Source organism: Microbulbifer flavimaris, from assembly GCF_001641755.2.
GTDB classification, from domain to species: domain Bacteria; phylum Pseudomonadota; class Gammaproteobacteria; order Pseudomonadales; family Cellvibrionaceae; genus Microbulbifer; species Microbulbifer flavimaris.
Window position 1 is genome coordinate 890,667 of record NZ_LRFG02000002.1, and the last position, 18,501, is coordinate 909,167.

Annotated in this window: 16 protein-coding genes and 1 riboswitch; of the genes, 5 read left to right on the forward strand and 11 right to left on the reverse strand. The window is 59.9% G+C overall.

Annotated features, from left to right (window positions below):
* Positions 1 to 7: 7 nt before the first annotated feature.
* Positions 8 to 757, reverse strand: coding sequence for a bifunctional demethylmenaquinone methyltransferase/2-methoxy-6-polyprenyl-1,4-benzoquinol methylase UbiE (gene ubiE / locus AWR36_RS08715; RefSeq protein WP_067083756.1), 750 nt, complete (start codon positions 755 to 757; stop codon positions 8 to 10).
* Positions 758 to 1,039: 282 nt separating this feature from the next.
* Between ubiE and AWR36_RS08720 the strand changes: the two genes are divergently transcribed.
* The 4 genes from AWR36_RS08720 (at position 1,040) to AWR36_RS08735 (ending at position 6,304) form a co-directional block, all read left to right on the forward strand.
* On the forward strand, positions 1,040 to 3,892 hold the full coding sequence (locus tag AWR36_RS08720; protein ID WP_067104570.1) for a TonB-dependent receptor plug domain-containing protein: 2,853 nt from the start codon (positions 1,040 to 1,042) through the stop codon (positions 3,890 to 3,892).
* A 110-nt stretch (positions 3,893 to 4,002) separates the two neighbouring features.
* Positions 4,003 to 4,839, forward strand: coding sequence for a CHAD domain-containing protein (locus AWR36_RS08725; RefSeq protein ID WP_082679497.1), 837 nt, complete (start codon positions 4,003 to 4,005; stop codon positions 4,837 to 4,839).
* A gap of 111 nt (positions 4,840 to 4,950) precedes the next feature.
* Entirely contained in the window at positions 4,951 to 5,412 is a 462-nt protein-coding gene (locus AWR36_RS08730; protein ID WP_067083763.1) for an NfeD family protein, read from the forward strand.
* A gap of 46 nt (positions 5,413 to 5,458) precedes the next feature.
* The gene (locus AWR36_RS08735) at positions 5,459 to 6,304 is read left to right on the forward strand and encodes an SPFH domain-containing protein (protein ID WP_176491117.1); all 846 of its coding nucleotides are present in this window, start codon (positions 5,459 to 5,461) and stop codon (positions 6,302 to 6,304) included.
* 112 nt (positions 6,305 to 6,416) lie between these two features.
* On the opposite strand, the gene AWR36_RS08740 is transcribed toward AWR36_RS08735, so the two are convergent.
* The 8 genes from AWR36_RS08740 to hslV all read right to left on the reverse strand — a co-directional run bounded on the left by AWR36_RS08740 (position 6,417) and on the right by hslV (position 14,965).
* Complete coding sequence (locus tag AWR36_RS08740; protein WP_067083765.1) at positions 6,417 to 7,295, reverse strand: choline/ethanolamine kinase family protein; 879 nt, start codon at positions 7,293 to 7,295, stop codon at positions 6,417 to 6,419.
* A gap of 24 nt (positions 7,296 to 7,319) precedes the next feature.
* Positions 7,320 to 7,961, reverse strand: a complete 642-nt coding sequence (pnuC, locus tag AWR36_RS08745) for a nicotinamide riboside transporter PnuC (protein ID WP_067083767.1) — start codon at positions 7,959 to 7,961, stop codon at positions 7,320 to 7,322.
* Complete coding sequence (locus AWR36_RS08750; RefSeq protein WP_067083769.1) at positions 7,954 to 8,217, reverse strand: hypothetical protein; 264 nt, start codon at positions 8,215 to 8,217, stop codon at positions 7,954 to 7,956. The genes pnuC and AWR36_RS08750 overlap by 8 nt, the downstream gene beginning before the upstream one ends.
* A gap of 84 nt (positions 8,218 to 8,301) precedes the next feature.
* On the reverse strand, positions 8,302 to 10,449 hold the full coding sequence (locus AWR36_RS08755) for a TonB-dependent receptor (protein WP_067083771.1): 2,148 nt from the start codon (positions 10,447 to 10,449) through the stop codon (positions 8,302 to 8,304).
* 114 nt (positions 10,450 to 10,563) lie between these two features.
* Positions 10,564 to 10,681, reverse strand: a riboswitch (TPP riboswitch).
* Between the two features lie 172 nt (positions 10,682 to 10,853).
* Entirely contained in the window at positions 10,854 to 12,479 is a 1,626-nt protein-coding gene (locus AWR36_RS08760) for an alkaline phosphatase (RefSeq protein ID WP_067083773.1), read from the reverse strand.
* A 114-nt stretch (positions 12,480 to 12,593) separates the two neighbouring features.
* On the reverse strand, positions 12,594 to 12,968 hold the full coding sequence (locus AWR36_RS08765) for a gamma-butyrobetaine hydroxylase-like domain-containing protein (RefSeq protein WP_067083775.1): 375 nt from the start codon (positions 12,966 to 12,968) through the stop codon (positions 12,594 to 12,596).
* Complete coding sequence (hslU, locus tag AWR36_RS08770; RefSeq protein ID WP_067083776.1) at positions 12,969 to 14,294, reverse strand: ATP-dependent protease ATPase subunit HslU; 1,326 nt, start codon at positions 14,292 to 14,294, stop codon at positions 12,969 to 12,971. It lies immediately after the preceding gene.
* Between the two features lie 131 nt (positions 14,295 to 14,425).
* Positions 14,426 to 14,965: an ATP-dependent protease subunit HslV gene (gene hslV, locus AWR36_RS08775; RefSeq protein ID WP_067083778.1), complete on the reverse strand. Its 540-nt coding sequence runs from the start codon at positions 14,963 to 14,965 to the stop codon at positions 14,426 to 14,428.
* Positions 14,966 to 15,115: 150 nt separating this feature from the next.
* Here hslV and AWR36_RS08780 point away from each other — a divergent pair, with 150 nt between their 5' ends.
* Positions 15,116 to 15,358 (forward strand): DUF2798 domain-containing protein, encoded by a 243-nt coding sequence (locus AWR36_RS08780; RefSeq protein ID WP_067083780.1) that lies wholly within the window; start codon positions 15,116 to 15,118, stop codon positions 15,356 to 15,358.
* A gap of 70 nt (positions 15,359 to 15,428) precedes the next feature.
* On the opposite strand, the gene AWR36_RS08785 is transcribed toward AWR36_RS08780, so the two are convergent.
* Together AWR36_RS08785 and AWR36_RS08790 are read right to left on the reverse strand one after the other, a co-directional pair.
* Positions 15,429 to 16,013, reverse strand: a complete 585-nt coding sequence (locus AWR36_RS08785) for an SPOR domain-containing protein (protein WP_067083782.1) — start codon at positions 16,011 to 16,013, stop codon at positions 15,429 to 15,431.
* Positions 16,014 to 16,134: 121 nt separating this feature from the next.
* Complete coding sequence (locus tag AWR36_RS08790) at positions 16,135 to 18,351, reverse strand: primosomal protein N' (protein ID WP_332835513.1); 2,217 nt, start codon at positions 18,349 to 18,351, stop codon at positions 16,135 to 16,137.
* Positions 18,352 to 18,501: the final 150 nt, after the last annotated feature.

Genomic DNA, 18,501 nt, shown 5'->3' on the forward strand with positions numbered 1-18,501 from the left:
CATCAAGTCAGGGCTTGATGCCTTTGTGCAGAGACACGATACCACCAGTCATATTGTGGTACTCGCAATCAACGAAACCGGCATCCGCCATCATCTGCTTGAGGGTCTCCTGATCCGGGTGCATGCGGATGCTCTCCGCCAGGTAGCGGTAGCTGTCGGCATCGTCCGCCACCAGCTTGCCCATAAATGGCAGCAGCCGGAATGAGTACTGGTCGTAGACCTTCTCCAGCAGCTTGGACTGCGGCTTGGAGAACTCCAGCACCAGCAGGCGGCCGCCGGGCTTCAGCACCCGCAGCATGGAACGCAGGGCCAGGTCCTTGTCGGTGACATTGCGCAGGCCGAAGGCAATGGTGATGCAGTCGAAGGTGTTGTCCGGGAAAGGCAGGTACTGGGCATCCGCCTGTACCGGCACCACGTTGCCGGCAATGCCCCGGTCCATCAATCGATCGCGCCCTACCCGCAGCATGGACTCGTTGATGTCCGCCAGCACTACCTGGCCCTCGGGCCCCACGATACGGGAGAAACGCGCCGTCAGGTCACCGGTACCACCGGCAATATCCAGGATCGTCTGCCCCGGACGGGCACCGGACAGCTCGATGGTGAAACGCTTCCACAGGCGATGGATGCCACCGGACATCAGGTCGTTCATGACGTCATAACGCGCCGCTACCGAGTGGAACACATCCGCCACGCGGCCGGCCTTCTCCTCCACCGGAACTTCCTGGTAGCCGAAATGGGTCGTCTTGCGGTCGGTCATAAATGCGCCTGCTGAGCCTGATTCAGGGGTGGCATTGTACATGGGCGCAACGCCGAGCACTAAGCGCTTGTTTGGCCAGGGGGGTAGAGCTCCCTCACCGGCCCCCGGGGCTGAAGGCCAACCACGGTTGGGGCGGCACACTGGTCGCCGCGTCGATCTCGATGCTAATCAAAAATTATTGAGGAAAAGTCCTGGCTAGACGTCAAAACAGGTGTGACCGCTTGGAGCGGTCTGACACATAAGAACAAAATGCCACGATTTTCCTACCAGGGGTTCTCAATTATGAAAGGAAATCTACTATCAATGGCGATCCGCGGTGCAATTCTCACCGCAATCGGCACCACTCCCGTTTTCGCTCAGGAGGAAACCTCCGACGAAAACCAGAAAGTATCTGATCAATCAATCGAACAGATCACCGTTACCGGCTCGCGCATCACCCGCCCGAATGCGGTAAGCCCCACCCCGGTTACCTCACTCACCTCTGAGGACATCAACCTCGGTGGCGATGTGAACCTGGGTGACGTCCTGAATGATCTTCCCGCACTGCGCTCTACCTTCTCAGGCAACAATTCCGGTCGCTTTATCGGCACCGTTGGCCTGAACCTGCTGGACCTGCGTGGTATGGGAACTTCCCGCACCCTGGTACTGCAGGATGGCCGCCGCCATATCGCCTCCTCCATCGGCACCTCCGCGGTGGACGTGAACACTATCCCCGAAGACCTGCTCGAGCGCGTTGACGTAATCACCGGCGGCGCATCCGCAATTTATGGTGCGGACGCGGTTACCGGTGTAGTGAACTTCGTGATGAAGGATGACTTCGAGGGCGTAAAGATCAGCGCCTACGGCAGTGATACCGACAACGGTGGTGCTGAAACCACCGAAATGAGCATTACTTTCGGCCAGAATTTCTTCGATGGTCGCGCCAACATTGCCGGTAGCATCCAGACTTCCAATCGCGACGATGTCTATGGCTACGACCGCGAGTGGATCACCAAAGGCTGGGGCACCCTGCGCAATCCGGAAAATACCGGTCCTGAGGACGGCATCCCGGACCGCATCGTTGTCCAGGACTACACCCTGCCCGTGCTGAGCGAAGCCGGCTTCGCATACACTGGCCTGGGCCTGTTCACCTTTGACGAGGACGGCACCGCCCGCCCGGTAGAATACGGCAGTGTTTGTGACTCCTCAGGCCGCTGCAGTGGCGGTGATGGTTATCGCTGGATCGGCCAGTACCAGATGTATCCGCGCACCGAAAACACCAATGTATTCGTGAAAGGTCACTATGACCTGACCGACTCCATGCAGCTGTTCGCGGAAGCCAAGTACGTGAATAACGAAGCTGAGAGCTTTGGCCAGGCCAGCTTCAGCTACGACATCTACTCCGCAACCAATCCTTACCTGGATGGAGATTTCTCACAGGCCCTGGTTGATGCTGGCATCCCAGCATTTGGCATGTACCGCATGCATTCCGACCTGGGCTACCGCGGCAACCTTGCCGAGCGCGAAACCCAGCGTTACGTACTGGGCCTGAAAGGTGATATCGACGGTAACTGGAATTACGAGACGAGCCTGGTCTGGGGCGAGTACGACGGCAATGTCCGCTACTTGAATAACCGCAATAACGCCCGCTTCGCTGAGGCCATCAATGCCATCGAGCTGAATGGTGAGATTGTCTGTGCCGATGCGGATGCCCGCGCCAATGGCTGTCAGCCGCTCGACCTGTTCGGTGAGAACCGCGCCTCCAAGGAAGCCATCGACTATGTCATGCTGCAGGATACCGGCTCGTATGAAAATATGACCCAGATGGTAGCCTCAGGCTTTGTCAGCGGTGACCTGATCAACCTGCCTGCGGGACCGCTGTCCGTAGCTGGTGGTTTCGAGTACCGTGAAGAAACCAGCACCGTTGATTACGACGATATCATCAAGAATGGCGAGACGTTCATGAACGCGCTGGCCCCGACCGACGGTGAGTATGATGTCAGCGAAGTTTATGTGGAGGCATCCGCACCGCTGCTGGGTGGTCTGCCGGGCGTTCAGAGCCTGACGTTTGATACCGCTTACCGAGCTTCTGACTACTCCACCATCGGTAGCACCGGTGCGTGGAAGGCGGGCCTCGACTGGACTGTCTACGACGACCTGCGCTTCCGCGCCACCGCTTCCGAAGCCGTTCGCGCACCGAACATCGACGAGCTGTTCGCGCCCCTGGGCCAGAATTTCTTCAATGTCGATGACCCCTGTGACGCAGACGAGATCCCGTACGCTCCGGATCCCGCCCTGCGCGCGGCTAACTGTGCGGCACTTGGCCTCGCTGCGGACTATCAGTCTCCCTGGAACGAGGGCCCGACCCTGCCCGGCTTCAGCGGTGGTAACGAGAACCTGCAGGAAGAGACTGCAACCACCTTCACCTACGGCCTGGTCTTCACTCCCGGCTTTGCCGAGGGCCTGACCTTCACCGTTGACTACTGGGATATCGAAATCGAAGATGCGATCTCCTACTACGGTGGCCAGACCATCCTCAATAAGTGTGTGGACGGCTCCTCCATCAACAACGCGTTCTGTGGCAACATCGAGCGCGCTGCGAATGGCGACCTGGTGTCCCTGACCAGCTCCGCACTGAACGCATCTGCCCTGACCGCACGCGGTATCGACTATGAAGTGCGCTACCAGTTTGCACTGGCTGACGTGTTCAATTCTGATGATCTGGGTAGCCTGACCTTGAGCCTGCTGGGTACGCATCTGCTCGAACGGAATGACTACTCCTTCCAGGACGACCCGTCAGACGTCGATCAGATCGACGGCGAGCTGGGTGACCCGACTAATACCTTCATCAGCAATGTCACCTACCGCTACGGCAACCTGTCCGTGAACTGGCGCCACCAGTACATCGACAGCATGGCCCTGTTCGGCCTCGGTGACTCCCGCCCTGAGAGTGCCGCTCCGCCCTATACCGGCGAAGTGGGCTACAACAGCCTGCAGACCCGCTACCTGTTCCAGGACAGCCTCGAGGTCTTCGGCGGCGTCAATAACATCGAGGATACTGCCCCGCCGGCCTACCTGACCGGCACCGGCGGCGGCTCCGGCATGTATGACACTCTGGGCCGCACTTTCTACCTGGGTGCTAACTACACCTTCTAAGAAGCAGAGACTTCGCAAGGTAAGGGCGGAAACGCCCTCATTGAGCCGCATCTCCGGATGCGGCTTTTTTATTGCTTTCTCAAATCGCATCATCACGAAGCTAGACTGTCATGGCTACCAACGGAACGGCTTCGTATATGAGCTATTCATTTAAGGCAAAGAAACCGCCTCGAGAAAATCTGCATAAGATCGCTCAGAGCCAAGTCTTCCTGGCCACTTCTGAACTGGCGGAGTTGCCTGACGAAAAAGCAGTGCACCAGGTGCGCAAACGTTGCAAGAAAATGCGGGCGCTGCTGCGGCTTATCCGATACAAGGCCGACGGTCTGTATCGGTATGAAAATGCCCAGTTCCGTATCCTGGCGAACACGTTGTCCGGTAGCCGGGACGCTGTCTCTCTGCGAGATGCGCTGCTCAAGCTGGCTCCGGCAAAGTATCCGCAGATCGAGGCGTTTCTTGTACAGCGTGCAGAGTATAAAAGTGACGAGCAGGCGCTGGAGGATGCCACCCTGCAGTTGCAACAGGCAGCACAGCGGATCGAAGAGTGGCCGTTGCGGTCGCTGCGATGGAAACATGCGCGCAAGGGCTACGTGAAGGGATATCGTCGGGCTCGCAAGGCCATGAAAGAGGCATTCGCCGAGGACAGTCCCGAGCGCTTTCACGAATTTCGTAAACGGGTGAAGGATCACTGGTATCAAAGCCGATTATTGGCAGAGCGGCACAGGACGCGTGTCGGTCGACGACAGAAACCGCTGAAAAAACTTGCCAAGGCACTGGGGGACTGGCGCGACCTGCACCTGCTCTGTACCTTCCTGGCGCCTAAGAGTGATCAATTTTCCGGCGAATTGATTGCATTACTCGACTGCGCCAATTCCCGCAGCGACGAACTGCGCCAGGAAATTGAATGTCTTGCCGGGGCGCTATTTGACTCGAAGCGGTTTGAATGGTGAGTGTCAGCTTTCACAGATAATCCCCTCACCAGAATAAATCGCAAACCACCAACCACTCCCAGCGCTTTTTGGCATAATAGCCTTCCAAAAATAAACAGGGAACGAATTGCCATGCTGGACTGGCTCAATCTGCATATCGCCTACTGGCACTGGCTGGTGCTGGGGCTCCTGCTCGTCACGGCTGAAATCTTCGTTTCAGGATTTGTCCTTTTCTGGTTTGGCCTGTCGGCGCTCACCATGGGTGTACTGCTACTGGTGATCGATATGCCCATCACCCTGCAGCTTCTGCTCTGGGCCGGCATTTCACTCGCCTTTCTGCTGGCCTGGTTCAAGTTTATCCGCCCACAGTGGAAGGATCGCACCACTGCGGGTATGGCTGCGGAAGCGCTCTCGGGGCAAGTTGGCCTGGTCATCGAGTCCAATCAGGGGCGCAGCCGGGGTCGATTGAAATTTCCGGCCCCCATCCTCGGCGAGGACGAGTGGCAGTTTATCTGCACCGAAGAGGTTGCCATCGGTGATCGTGTGCGTGTGAACGATATATCAGGCAACACCTTGATGGTGGTTCGCCACTAACAATCACAATCACAATTTTTATTGAATCCCGGGGGAGGGAGAAGTAGTGGAAGGTTTATCAGTCATTCTGGCGCTGGTGGTATTGGTGGTGATTACCATCGGCATGGGCGTGCGCATCGTGCCGCAGGGATCCAAGCACATCGTGCAGCGCCTGGGTAAATACCATACGACACTGACACCGGGGATGAATGTCATCATTCCGTATGTGGACCAGGTGCCCTACAAGGTGACCACCAAAGATATCGTACTGGATATTCCGTCACAGGAGGTCATCACCCAGGATAATGCCACCATCATTGCCAATGCCGTGGCCTATATCAATATCGTCTCGCCGGAGAAGGCGGTGTACGGTGTTGAGGATTACGAAATCGCCATCCAGAACCTGGTGCAGACGGCACTGCGCTCGATCATCGGTGAGATGTCACTGGACTCGGCACTGTCCTCCCGCGATCTGATCAAGGCCAAACTGAAGGAAGGCATCTCTGACGATATCGCTGACTGGGGTATCAACCTGAAGACCGTCGAGATTCAGGACATCAACCCGTCCCAGACCATGCAGGCCGCAATGGAAGAACAGGCCGCAGCCGAACGTCAGCGCCGTGCTACCGTCACCCGCGCCGAGGGTGAAAAGCAGGCCGCCATCCTCGAAGCCGACGGCCGCCTGGAAGCCTCCAAGCGCGACGCCAAGGCCCAGGTCGTTCTCGCCGATGCCAGCCGCGAGGCCATCGAGCGCGTCTCTTCCGCCATTGGCGAGCAGGAGATGCCGGTGATGTACCTGCTGGGTGAGCGCTATATCTCCGCACTGTCAGAGCTATCGCAATCCGACAATGCCAAGAACGTGATTCTGCCGGCGGACCTACCCCAGGCTGTGAAGGGGTTGCTCAATCGATAGGGCAGCAGGGCCGGGACGGATAACGCCCGGCCGTCCTTTTTATTTAAGCCCTCACTACAGCCTCACTTCGAGCCGGAAATCTCCGTTCCAGGCCAAGCGAGAAACCCTGATCCTACCCGTTTGGCATTGATCCGTTTACAGATAGCTGACGCACCCTCCTGAAAATCTCCTCCCGCACATTGGGATCTGCCATTGCCCCGGTAGAGAACTGGACGGCATACCACAGCACAGATAGATATTCATAGATTACTCGCCAATGCTGCAGGCGCCGCCAGTCTGAGGCGGCTACGGGGCGTTGGAGGTAATCAGCCAGTAAACACTCCTGTTGCGGCTCCCCCATTTTGTGTTCTTCAATGATGACCGCCAGCTCATAAAAGGGATCGCCCATGGCAGCATATTCCCAATCGAGCGCATAGACCCGCTCCGCTGCCGTACAGATCAGATTTCCCCGTGAGAGGTCATTGTGACAGAGAGAGTCCCCTTCACTCAGGGCCCTGGCCTGATCAATGTGCTTCCTGACGACTTTATCAAGCGCACTCAGAGCTGGATAAAACCCGGATTGAGAATTGACGGATTGCCAGTACGCTTCAATTTTTTCTTCGATATTGAGTCGGGTATCGATAGCGGGTAAAGCGTGAATTCCACGGAGCAGTGCTGCCAACCGCTGCAAGGCTGTGGGTTCCTCGCTCCGCCATGACACCCCCTCGATATACCGGGTCACTAGATATTGTCGTAGCGGATCACAATGAATCAATGGCGCGCACAATCCCGCCGCATCGGCGTGCCGTAACGCGTCCGCCTCCGCACTGCGATTCAGATCCAGCGCCCGACTGATGGCCGAGTTCCGGCGCAATACCAGTTGCCCCTGCGAGCTGGCGAGCAAGTAACTTTGGTTGGTCAACCCGCCGTCCAGCGGCTTGATTACCCTGGGCTCCGTATCGCTCCAGAGGCTCCAGTCACCGGGAATAATGTCTCGCAGATTTCTAGTCATGCAATTGCGACTTCTGCATAAACATCAGGCGATTGCGGCCTGACTTTCACGGCTCTGTTGTTCGCGCTGATAGATCGCAAGCCACTGGAAAAACCCGATAACTACCAGCACCACATAAATGAGGAACAACAGTGCTGTGAGATAGAGCTCGCGATCCAGGTAAAGGTAAATAGAGACACCATCGATCACGAACCAGTAAATCCAGTTTTCCAGCACTTTGCGGGCCACCATAACGGTGGTGATGACGGCGCCCCAGGTGGTGAAAGAGTCGAGATAGGGCAGGGCGGCACTGGTGGTGGTATCCAGTACATACCCAAAGATCAGCGTCAAAGCACCGACCGCGCCGAAGACAAGAAGGTGAGTTCTTAGTGGCCAGCGGTGGATATGCAGGTCTCGCTGCTTATCCCGATGATGTCGCCACTGCCACCAGCCGTAGACGGCCATGACCAGATAGAAAATCTGCAGGGCGGATTCCATCAGCAGATTGACGTCCCAGAACAGGAACGTATAGATCGCGGTACTGGCGAAAGCGGCATACCAGCAACTGATCTTCTCGCGCATCGCCAGTAACAGGTAGGCAAGTGCGAGAATCACTGCAATGATCTCCCACGAAGACATCGCCGCGAGAGCAGCGGCGATAGCGCTGCCAATTTCCTGATTAATCATCGCTGGCTACCGGGGCAAGATTGCCCTCGATGAATTTGCACACAAAAATCGCACGTCCGTGTTTTTCATAGGAAGCGCGTATCTCCTGCTTCAGGATATCCATCACCAGTTCGTAGTCACCGAAAACCTGGGTGCTCATGGTATTGGTAATGACCTGCAAATCCGGATGGCGATTCAGGCGATCGATAAAATCCTGGATACTGGGAATATACTCGTCTTTTAACGGGTACTTACTGATTTCAACAGAGAGTTTCATGGGTTCTAGCCCCCAACGGTTGTCTCGTATTTCCGGGCGGATAATGCCGCCCGGATTTCCTCCAGAGCCCGACAAAAAGCCTGGTTAAAAGGTATATGAACCAGAAATACCGGCAACGCGTGGCTCGCCAAACTGGTAGTAGGGCTCCGGTGCGTAAAAATTGTCCGGGTTGTTGCCGAACTGGTTACTGAAATAGAAGCCCCGGGTGTAGTAGTCCTCGTCTGTCAGGTTCCGCCCCCACAGGGAGGCCTCCCAGTTGTTGCCCCGATAAGTCAGGCGGGCATTGAACAGCTCGTAGGCGACTGATTTCTCATCGTGGCTGTTTGAGAAATAGAAAGCATCTTTCCCTTCCACCTCCAGCCGTAAGACAAGGTTGGGTGTGAAGGAAAACTCGGTGCCGGTAAAGAACTGATAATTCGGGGCATGGGCTACGTCGCGGCCACCGAGGTCTACCGGTGCCAGGGCAATGCCACTGGCATCGTCCCTCGCATCCACGTGGGAGGTGCTTTCGAAACCCTCGAATTCCGCATTCAGCCAGCCAGCAGAGGCAAAGAAGCGCAGGGAGTCGCTAGCGAGATAGTTCAGCTCCACTTCCAGGCCGGTGGTTTCGCCGCCGGCAGCATTGGCGAGAAAATCATCGAAAGAAAAGTCACTGGGGTCAAAGATAGACTGCTTGGCCTGAACATCACTGCGATCCTGGTAAAACGCCGCCAGCTGTGCCTGCAGTCGGTTGTCCAGCCAGGCGCCTTTGATGCCCAGCTCATAGTTGAGCAGGTGCTCGGTATCAAACTCGAACACCTCATTGCTGATGGCCGGATTTGTCGCGGAGGCGGAGATGATCCGCCCGTTCACACCACCCGCCTTGTAGCCGCGTGACACGGTGCCGTAAATGAGTGTGCTTTCGGCGAAGGCATATTCCAGAGTGACATTGCCACCCCAGAGATTTTCATCGTTACCGGACTGCACTGCCAGCGAATCAGAATAATCGGCATTGCGCTGTTCCAGACGCAGTCCGGTGACCAGCGCAAGAGAATCACTCAGGGAGGTTCTCAACTGGCCGTAAAGAGCAGCGTTATCCGTATCGTAGCGGCTATTGAAGCTCTGGTTACGCACCAGGTCCTCGCTTTCGTCACGGAAGTAGACCCCGGCCACCCAGCTGCTGCGCCCATTGAACAGCCTGGAATTGTCTGTGGAGAGCAGGCGCAGGTCGGCGCTGACGTTGGCTTTATCCCGCAGGTAATTGTCAGTAGTACTGTATTCCCAGGGATGGTAACCGACATAGGTCCAGTCCTCGTCATAACCATATTCGGTATCGGAGTCGGCCACGCTCAGGGTGCCTTCCAGCGTAACCCGTTCACTGCCGCCCCATCGGGCAATGAGCGAGCCGGCAAGAGTCTGCTGCCGATCCCAACCGGGCTGGTCGGAGAGCGTGGTGCGCGTGTTTTCCAGCGAAAAGGCATCGTAACCATTGTCGGCATCGATATAGAGGGCGGTGAAGTCCAGCTGTAGATCATCACTGGGCTGATAGCGCAGTTTGCCGCGCACCACTGACTCATCGATGTCGTTGGTATTTTTCCGCTCGAGAAAGTCGTTCTCGATATAGCCATCCGACTGCTGTTTCTGAGCCGCCAGCCGGTAGCCCAGCTGATCATTCAGGGCACCGCTGCTCACCGCAGCCAGCGTGCGGCCATTGTATTCCGCCACCTCTGCCGAGACCCGGTTCATGGCGGTTTCGGACGGCGCCTGACTGGTCATGTTGATCAGGCCGGCCAACGCATTGGCGCCGTAAACGGTACCCTGCGGGCCACGAAGAATTTCTACCTGGCCGATATCCAGGGTGCTGGCCGCAAGGCCCAGACCGGTGAAGTCGATCCCGTCGATGATCAGGCCAACGGAGGGATTCACCGGGTCGATAAACTGGCTGCGCTCGCCAATACCGCGAATCTGCACGAAACGGCCGCGGGAGGCGCCGGCGGAGAAATTGACGTTGGGCGCCAGATTCAGCAGTTGTTCCAGATTAGTGGCACCGCGGGCGGCGATAGCGGCGCTGTCCAGCACGGTGACGCTGGTGGGCAGCTCGAGCTGTTTGGTCTCGCGGAGCTGGCCGGTCACCACTATTTCTTCCAGGCCCGTAGGTTCGGACTCAGCGGCCGCGATTACCTGCCCGGAGGACAAAAAGCCGGCGACGAGGATTGACCAGGCAATCGGATTTACTGCAGATGGGATATTCATGGTTCTCTCTCAATCGAATAAGTGAAAGAGACCCGGAATGCGACGTGGAGAGGGTAGTTGTTCGAGTCCGTTCAATTCAGGTCCGGTCGCCCCCATGGCGGTGGTACCTGGTGTGAACAAGCCCTGACCTATTCCTACGCCGGTATTAACCGGATCAGGTTCAAGGGTTCGCTGGCTGGAATCACTCAGATCCAGTTCGCATCTCAGGCCGAAGCCACCCCTTAGGTTTTGCGGGCGCGATGATAACAGGATTTGTCTCGAGGTGTCATTTGAGTGGCCAATCCTTGCCCGGCGCGCTTCGCTGTCCTGATCAGAGCTTGTAGCCGCTATCGTCGAGTGCTGCAAAAAAGCCTCGCCAGTGTGACCGCTGGCGGGGCTTTTTTCGACTGGGCGAGCTCTCTAAATCACTGCGGCAGCAACCCGCCGGCGCGGGCCATCACATGGAAGATATAGCTCTGCTCTTTGGTGCCAGTCAGGAGGTGTGCGCCCGGGCCACGGGCCCAGATACCCACATCCTCACCGGCATGGGTCTCGCCACCCAGTGGCACCATTGCTTCCTGATGAAAACCGGGCGCAGTGGTATCCACCGCAGTCAGGTCCTTGCGCCCCGCGTCCACCGGCAGGCCGTAACGGACATCGGCATCGGTCTCGCCAGCAAGATCGGCGAAACCGCGGCCATTAGCATAGCTCAGAGTGGTAAACGGCAGGCCGTCTTCCGCCGTTGCGGGTACAGACTCGGGCTCACCGCGACTGTTATTCACCACCACCTTGCCGAGGATCGGGTTGCCCCGAGTCGGGTAGCCGGAGATGGTCAGCACATGGCTGTGGTCCGCGGTGACGATGATCAGTGTGTCGTCGGCACTGGTGGCTTCCATGGCTACCCTGATCGCCTCGGCAAACTCCACCGCGTCAGTCAGGGCGTTGTAGGCACTGCCGGCGTGATGGCCGTGGTCGATTCGGCCAGACTCCACCATCAGGAAGTAGCCGTCCGCATCTTTGTCCAGCAGCTGCAGGGCCTTGCCGGTCATTTGCGAGAGGGAGGGTTCACCGGCCACGTCGTTGCCCCGGTCCACCTCGTAACGCATATGGGAAGACGCAAACAGGCCGAGCAGCTTGTCAGTGGCGGCAACATCAATACTGTCGAAGCCGGATTGGTCTTCGATGTAGACGGCGTTGGTACCGCCGTCGCTATAACGCTGCTGCCATTCCTGCACCAGATTGCGGCCATCCTGGCGCCGACCGGGCTTGCCCTCCAGGTCTGTTTCCGTCGCGGGCAGGAAATGGCGACGACCACCTCCCATGGCCACGTCGATACCATCACCCGCCTCGAGCGCCACCATCTGCGCGGCGATATCCACACAACCCTTCTCCCGGGCCTCATTGGAGAGACCGTCATCGGACTCCCAACCGCGCTCCGGCACCTTGGCGTAGGTGGCCGCCGGCGTGGCGTGGGTGATGCGTGCGGTACTGACCACTCCGGTACTCTTGCCCAAGGCTTCGGCCAGTTCCAGTGCGGTGACCAGTGGGCGCTGCTGACTGGCAACGCAGTCACCGCGGGGCACGTCCTCGGCCACATTCAATACGCCGGCCCTGGTTTTGACTCCGGCCATCATGGCAGTCGCGGTACCGGCGGAATCCGGGGTCTGCTGATTGGTGTTGTAGGTCTTGATCAGGCCGGCAAAGGGCATCTCCTCAAAGCTGAGCTGGTACTCCTCGCCACTCATGCCTTTTTGCTGACCAGCCAAAATGCGCGCGGCGGTGACGGTGGAAATACCCATGCCATCGCCCACAAACAGGATGATATTTTTCGCTGCGCCCGGAGTGTTGTTGATCACCTGCTCACGAGCGGCTTCCACATTTTCCTGGCCCTGGCTGAACCAGGGGCTATCCAGTTGCTGGGCCGGCAGGGAGAGGTTTGCAGCCTGGGTTGGCGCTGCTGCGGCCTCGTCGGTGGATTTGCCGGTACGATCGGTACAGGCGGAGGCGAGCACCGCGACAATCGTGGCGGCAAGAAAATGTTTGGCTGGCATACACAAGTCTCACAAACTTCCGATCTGGCGTTAGCCGCACGGCGATCCCGCGCAGGCTAGAGACGAAGCATGCTAGCGCAATGAGACAACTGGCAACAGGCGAACAGCTTTTTATCAGCCGATAAACTTAACCGCACTCTCATCCGGGTCACGCCCCTTGCCAGCCTGCTCGAGCCGATTCAGGTAGGCCTGCCAAAACGCCTCCTGTTTTTCACACAGCTCTCGCAGATAGCTCCACGTATAGATACCGGTATCGTGGCCGTCGTCGAAATCGATTTTCAATGCATAGCGGCCCGCGGCTTCTACCGAGTTAATACCAACATGGAGTTTGCCGTACACCAGCTCCCCCTCTCCGGCGCCATGACCGCGCACCTCGGCGCTGGGGGAATACACCCGCAGGAGTTCCGCCGGCAGGGTGTACTCCCCATCGGAGTACACCAATTGCAGGCTTTTTTCCCCGCGGTGTAAGCGAACTTTCTTCGGCTGCATTTACAGGATGAACCGGGAAAGATCTTCGTTCTGGCTCAGCTCACCCAGGTGACTGTCCACGTAACCCGCATCGATGGTCACCGTCTTGCTTTCGCCATCGCCGGCGGAGAAAGAAATTTCCTCCAGCAACCGCTCCAGCACAGTGTGCAGGCGGCGGGCACCGATATTTTCGGTGCGCTCGTTCACCTCGAATGCCACCTCGGCAATGCGACGGATACCGTCGTCGGCAAATTCCAGCTGCAATCCCTCGGTGGCCAGCAGTGCCTTCTGCTGCTCCGTCAGCGAAGCCGATGGCTCGGTGAGAATGCGCTGGAAGTCTGCGGATGTGAGCGAATCCAGCTCCACCCGGATCGGCAGGCGCCCCTGCAGTTCCGGTATCAGGTCGGAAGGCTTCGACAGGTGGAAGGCGCCGGAGGCAATAAACAGGATGTGATCCGTCTTGATCATGCCGTGCTTGGTCGTGACCGTGGAGCCCTCGATCAGTGGCAACAGGTCCCGCTGCACACCCTCACGGGACACATCGGCACCGCCGGTGTCCTGGCGCTTGGCCACTTTGTCGATCTCGTCGAGAAAGACGATGCCGTTTTGCTCCGCCGCACTGATGGCCCGGCCCTTGATCTCCTCATCATTGACCAGCTTGCCCGCCTCTTCGTCGGTCAGCTGCTTCATGGCCTGCTTGACGGTCAGCTTGCGCTTGCGGGTCTTGCCCTGGGACATGTTGGAGAACATGCCCTGCAGCTGATTGGTCATCTCTTCCATGCCCGGGGGCGCCATGATCTCCACCCCCATGGGGGACAGGGCCATCTCGATCTCGATTTCCTTGTCGTCCAGCTCGCCTTCACGCAGTTTCTTGCGGAACAGCTGGCGGGTGCTGGAATCGCGCTCGCTGGGATCGGTGCTGCGCGCCGGTGGCAGCAGGGCATCGAGCACCCGGTCTTCGGCGGCGTCCATGGCGCGCTGCTGAACACCCGCCATGGCGCGCTCGCGCTCGAGCTTGATAGCCACTTCCACCAGGTCGCGGACAATGGATTCCACATCGCGGCCCACATAGCCCACCTCGGTGAACTTGGTCGCCTCGACCTTTACAAATGGCGCGCCGGCGAGCTTCGCCAGGCGGCGGGCAATCTCGGTCTTGCCCACACCGGTGGGGCCGATCATGAGGATGTTTTTCGGGGTGATTTCTGGCCGCAGCTCTTCGTTCACCTGCATCCGGCGCCAGCGGTTGCGCAGCGCGATGGCCACCGCACGCTTGGCCTCTTTCTGGCCGACGATGTGGCGGTCGAGTTCGTGGACGATTTCGCGGGGGGTCATTTGGGACTCGGACATGGAATTCTCTCTACCTGATAGCACTCGCGGGCCACGGATGGCCCGCGCGCAAATCTCTGATTTGCGGGAGCCGGGGCGGACATGCGCCGACCCGGCGTTTTCTGTTGAATGCAGGATGCATTCAACAGAACTTAAAAGCTCAATTCTTCAATGGTGTGGTTCTGGTTGGTATAGACGCAGATGTCGCCGGCGATCTTCAGGCCCTGCTCGACGATGGTGCGCGCATCAAGATCGGTATTTTCCAGTAGCGCGCGGGCTGCGGACTGGGCGAAGGGTCCGCCCGAGCCAATGGCGATCAGGTCGTTCTCCGGCTGGATCACGTCGCCGTTACCGGTGACGATCAGGCTGGCGGTCTCATCCGCCACTGCCAGCAGGGCCTCAAGGCGGCGCAGGGCGCGGTCGGTGCGCCAGTCTTTCGCCAGCTCTACCGCGGCGCGGGTCAACTGGCCGCCGTGGGCCTCAAGTTTGGCCTCGAAGCGCTCGAACAGGGTAAAGGCGTCGGCGGTGCCACCGGCGAAACCGGCGATGACCCGGTCCTTGTAGAGGCGGCGCACCTTGCGGGCATTGCCTTTCATGACCGTATTACCCATGGATACCTGGCCGTCACCGCCGATGACGACCTTGCCGTTGCGCCGGCAGGAAAGGATGGTGGTTCCGCGAAACTGTTCCACTATGGACCCCTAGTCGGTTACTCCTGCGGCTGCAGGGGATCGGTTCAGAACCATGTAAGTGTGGTCAACCCGGCCGCTTTTCAACTCAGACGCTCCAAACCTCTATAATGCGCGCCCCCAGTAAAGACTAATTCACCGCCGGAGCCGAGCATGACCAAGTTGTCCCCCCGCTTCTACACCCTGGTGTTTGCGCTGATCATGTCCTGCCTGATGTCGCTGCTGATGTCCGGGGTGATCACCGCGATCAACACCGGCTTCGATCCCGGGTTCCACCTGCGCTGGCTGCGCGCCTGGGTGGTGGCGTGGCTGGTGGCCTTCCCGCTGGTTTCCTTTATCGCGCCCCTGGCGCACCGTGCTACCCGTCGCCTGGTGGAGACAGGTTCCACGCCCTGAAACCGGGAAGCCAAACGAAAAGCGCCCCGCGGTGCGGGGCGCAAATTGAGTGCTCAGGTGAGCCACTGCATCAGCGTTTATTCGGCCGCTTGAGCACCAGCGGCATCAATTCATGTTCGGCCAGGATCTCCCGCGCCTTGGCCACGCGGGAGCGACTCTCGTAGGGGCCGACCAGCACCCGGTGCCAGGTCCCGCGGCTGTCGGTGGCGGTCTCTACGTTGACATCCAGATTGGCAAGGGTGAGCTGAGCCCGCAGCCGCTCCGCTTCGGCGGAGTCGCGGAAAGAGGCGGCCTGCAGGATATAGACCAGGGCGGGCTCGACCGCTACCGGGGCCGGTGCCGTGGTTTCCGCCGGCTCCGAATCCCCGGGCGCACTGCGGCGACGGACCGGCTGCGCCGTTTTGGGGGGCGGCACCGCCACCTCATTTTCCTGCAGCAGGGTGTAGAAATCGAAACGGGGCTTGGACTCCTGTTCCGCCGGCTGGCTTTGCACTGCCTGCGGTTTTTGCCCGCCCGCTGCCGGGGCATCGTTCTGCAGGCCGTTCAGAAACAAAATAAACACTGCAAAGCCGCCGGTGAAATTCCCCAGTACAAACCAGACCCAGGCGGGCTTGCTTCCGTTATTGCTGCGGCGACTGGCATTGCGGCGACTCATAGATGTGACTTCTCTGTCTGCGGGATTGTTATCGGTATTGCGGTGCTCTGGCGGCAAATTGTAACGCTATTCCAGTTCCGGTGCGCCGCCTGCCTCCGTGGCAGTCAGGCCAGTGACCGGCTCAGGCCAGCTCCTGCGCATCCATATCCACCGCCCAGCGCAGGCGGCGGTTACGGTAGCCCTCGGCCCAGGTGCACAGGCGCGCCAGCAATGGCGGCAGGTCGGCACGCTGTTCGGCGGTGATCTGCAGGTAGAAGCGGAAACGCCCGGATTTGCGCTCCAACAACGCCGGTACCGGCCCCAGGTATTGCAGCTGCGGCGACGACGGCGCCAGGGACTCGAGCATCGCCCGGGCCTGCTGGAGAAAATCCTGTGCCCAGCGCGGCTCCTCGCACTCGGCGCGCAACAACGCCATCGCCCGCACCGGCGGCAACCCGGCGGAGGCGCGGTCACGAAGCAACTGCCGCGCATAGGGGCCGTAGCCTTTTTCCAGCAACAGCTGCAGCAGCGGGTGCTCCGGATAGCGGCTCTGTACCAGCACTCGCCCGGCCAGCTCACCGCGCCCGGCGCGCCCGGCCACCTGTTCCAGCAGCTGGCCCATGCGCTCGGAAGCGCGGAAGTCGGCACTGAACAGACCGCCGTCGGCATCCTGGATGACGACCAGCGTGACTTTCGGCAGGTGGTGGCCCTTCGCCAGCATCTGGGTACCCAGCAGCAGGCAGGGCTCGCCATCCCGGGCCGGCGCCAGCAGGCGATCCAGCGCCTCCTTGCTCGAGGTGGTATCGCGGTCGACACGAATCACGGGATAGTCGGCAAAACGGTTGGCCAGCAACGCCTCGCTGCGCTCAGTGCCGCCACCCAGTGCGCTGAGGGCGCGGCTGTGACACTGGGGGCAGCTGTCTACCAGCGGCCGGCGGTAGTCGCAGTGGTGGCAGCGCAGACTGCGTTCACGACGATGCAAAGTAAGCTTGCTGGAGCAGTGGGGGCAGTCCGCCAGCCAGCCGCAGTCATCGCAGGCCAGTGCCGGGGAGAAACCGCGGCGGTTGATAAAGACCAGCGCCTGCTCACCCCGCGCCAGGGTTTCGCCGATATGCCGCAGCACCTGGGGCGCAAAGCCCTCTTCCAGTTGCTGGCCTAGGGTGGGGACCACGTGGATCTGGGGTGGCCGCGCGTTGCCGGCGCGATAGCGCAGGCGCAAGTGCTGGTAACGACCATTCAGCGCGTTGTGCAAGCTCTCCAGGGACGGCGTGGCCGAGCCCAGTAACACCGGGATGTCTGCCATCCTCCCCAGCACCACCGCCAGGTCGCGGGCGGAGTAACGGACCCCGTCCTGCTGCTTGAAGGAGCCGTCATGCTCTTCATCAACGATCACGGCGCCGAGGCGCGGCAGCGGCGTCAGGATCGCCGAGCGGGTGCCGATCACGATATCCGCCTGGCCGCCGGCGGCGGCCAGCCAGGCCTGGGCCCGCTCACCCTCGGCGAGACCCGAGTGCAGGGCGGCAATGCTGCGGCCGGGGAAGCGGGCCGCGATACGGCGCAGGGTCTGCGGAGTGAGACCGATTTCCGGCACCAGCAACAGCGCCTGGCGGCCCGCTTCCAGTACCCGGTCCATCAGGCGGAGATAGACCTCTGTCTTGCCGCTGCCGGTGGTGCCCTCGAGCAGGGAGGCGGAAAAACCGGCCGTGGGGATTTCAGCCAGTACCTGCCGCTGTTCCTCATTGAGTGCCGGCGGTGGTGTCGGCTCGGCAGCGGGCAGGGGCGGGGGCACCGTTGGGCCGGCCTTCCAGGCCACCAGGCCGCGATCCAGCAGGGCGCGGATCACCGCCGCGGTGATACCCTCCGCCCGCAGCGCTGTCCTGCTCTGGGGACCTGCAGATAGCAGAAGCTGCAGCAACGCCTGCTGCTTCGGTGCCCTGCCCAGCGCGGATTCCGGCAGGCCCTTGCCCTCGACAGTAAGCGCCAGCCACTGCTCTGCCCAGTGGTCGGACGGCTTGCCCTTGCGCAGGGCCGCCGGCAGGGCGGCACTGTAGAGCTCACCGGGCGGGGCCTGGTAATAGGACGCAGCCCAGCGCATGAATGCCCGGCTGCGGTCGTCGAACAGCGGCCGATGGTCGATCAGCTCCAGGGCCGGCTTCAGATTTTCGTGTGAGGACTCACTGACCCGAGTGACCAGTACCGCCACCAGCTTGCGCCCACCAAAGGGCACCCACAGACGCTGACCGGGCACCAGGCTGGCGGGGTCGACACCCTCTGGCGGCAAATAGTCGAATAGCCGGCGCAGGGGTACAGGCACCGCCAGTCGCAGGATGTCGCCCTGTAGTTTTGCCTGCTCCAACACTCGCTCCCCAACTGCCCACGCCAACCGTTGACGGCCCAATCACGGGCCGCCACTCCAGGCGCGCTAGTGTACTGCCTGAAAGAGGAGCTGCCGACCACAGAGTATTCCTGCGGTTGCGGCACAGGCCCTCGCTTTGCTACTTGATCGCCC

Excerpts from the sequence above, each read along its gene's own strand:
- ubiE (WP_067083756.1), bottom strand. The coding sequence starts at position 757 with ATGACCGACCGCAAGACGACCCATTTCGGCTACCAGGAAGTTCCGGTG.
- AWR36_RS08720 (WP_067104570.1), top strand. The coding sequence starts at position 1,040 with ATGAAAGGAAATCTACTATCAATGGCGATCCGCGGTGCAATTCTCACC.
- AWR36_RS08725 (WP_082679497.1), top strand. The coding sequence starts at position 4,003 with ATGGCTACCAACGGAACGGCTTCGTATATGAGCTATTCATTTAAGGCA.
- AWR36_RS08730 (WP_067083763.1), top strand. The coding sequence starts at position 4,951 with ATGCTGGACTGGCTCAATCTGCATATCGCCTACTGGCACTGGCTGGTG.
- AWR36_RS08740 (WP_067083765.1), bottom strand. The coding sequence starts at position 7,295 with ATGACTAGAAATCTGCGAGACATTATTCCCGGTGACTGGAGCCTCTGG.
- pnuC (WP_067083767.1), bottom strand. The coding sequence starts at position 7,961 with ATGATTAATCAGGAAATTGGCAGCGCTATCGCCGCTGCTCTCGCGGCG.
- AWR36_RS08750 (WP_067083769.1), bottom strand. The coding sequence starts at position 8,217 with ATGAAACTCTCTGTTGAAATCAGTAAGTACCCGTTAAAAGACGAGTAT.
- AWR36_RS08755 (WP_067083771.1), bottom strand. The coding sequence starts at position 10,449 with ATGAATATCCCATCTGCAGTAAATCCGATTGCCTGGTCAATCCTCGTC.
- AWR36_RS08760 (WP_067083773.1), bottom strand. The coding sequence starts at position 12,479 with ATGCCAGCCAAACATTTTCTTGCCGCCACGATTGTCGCGGTGCTCGCC.
- AWR36_RS08765 (WP_067083775.1), bottom strand. The coding sequence starts at position 12,968 with ATGCAGCCGAAGAAAGTTCGCTTACACCGCGGGGAAAAAAGCCTGCAA.
- hslU (WP_067083776.1), bottom strand. The coding sequence starts at position 14,294 with ATGTCCGAGTCCCAAATGACCCCCCGCGAAATCGTCCACGAACTCGAC.
- AWR36_RS08780 (WP_067083780.1), top strand. The coding sequence starts at position 15,116 with ATGACCAAGTTGTCCCCCCGCTTCTACACCCTGGTGTTTGCGCTGATC.
- AWR36_RS08785 (WP_067083782.1), bottom strand. The coding sequence starts at position 16,013 with ATGAGTCGCCGCAATGCCAGTCGCCGCAGCAATAACGGAAGCAAGCCC.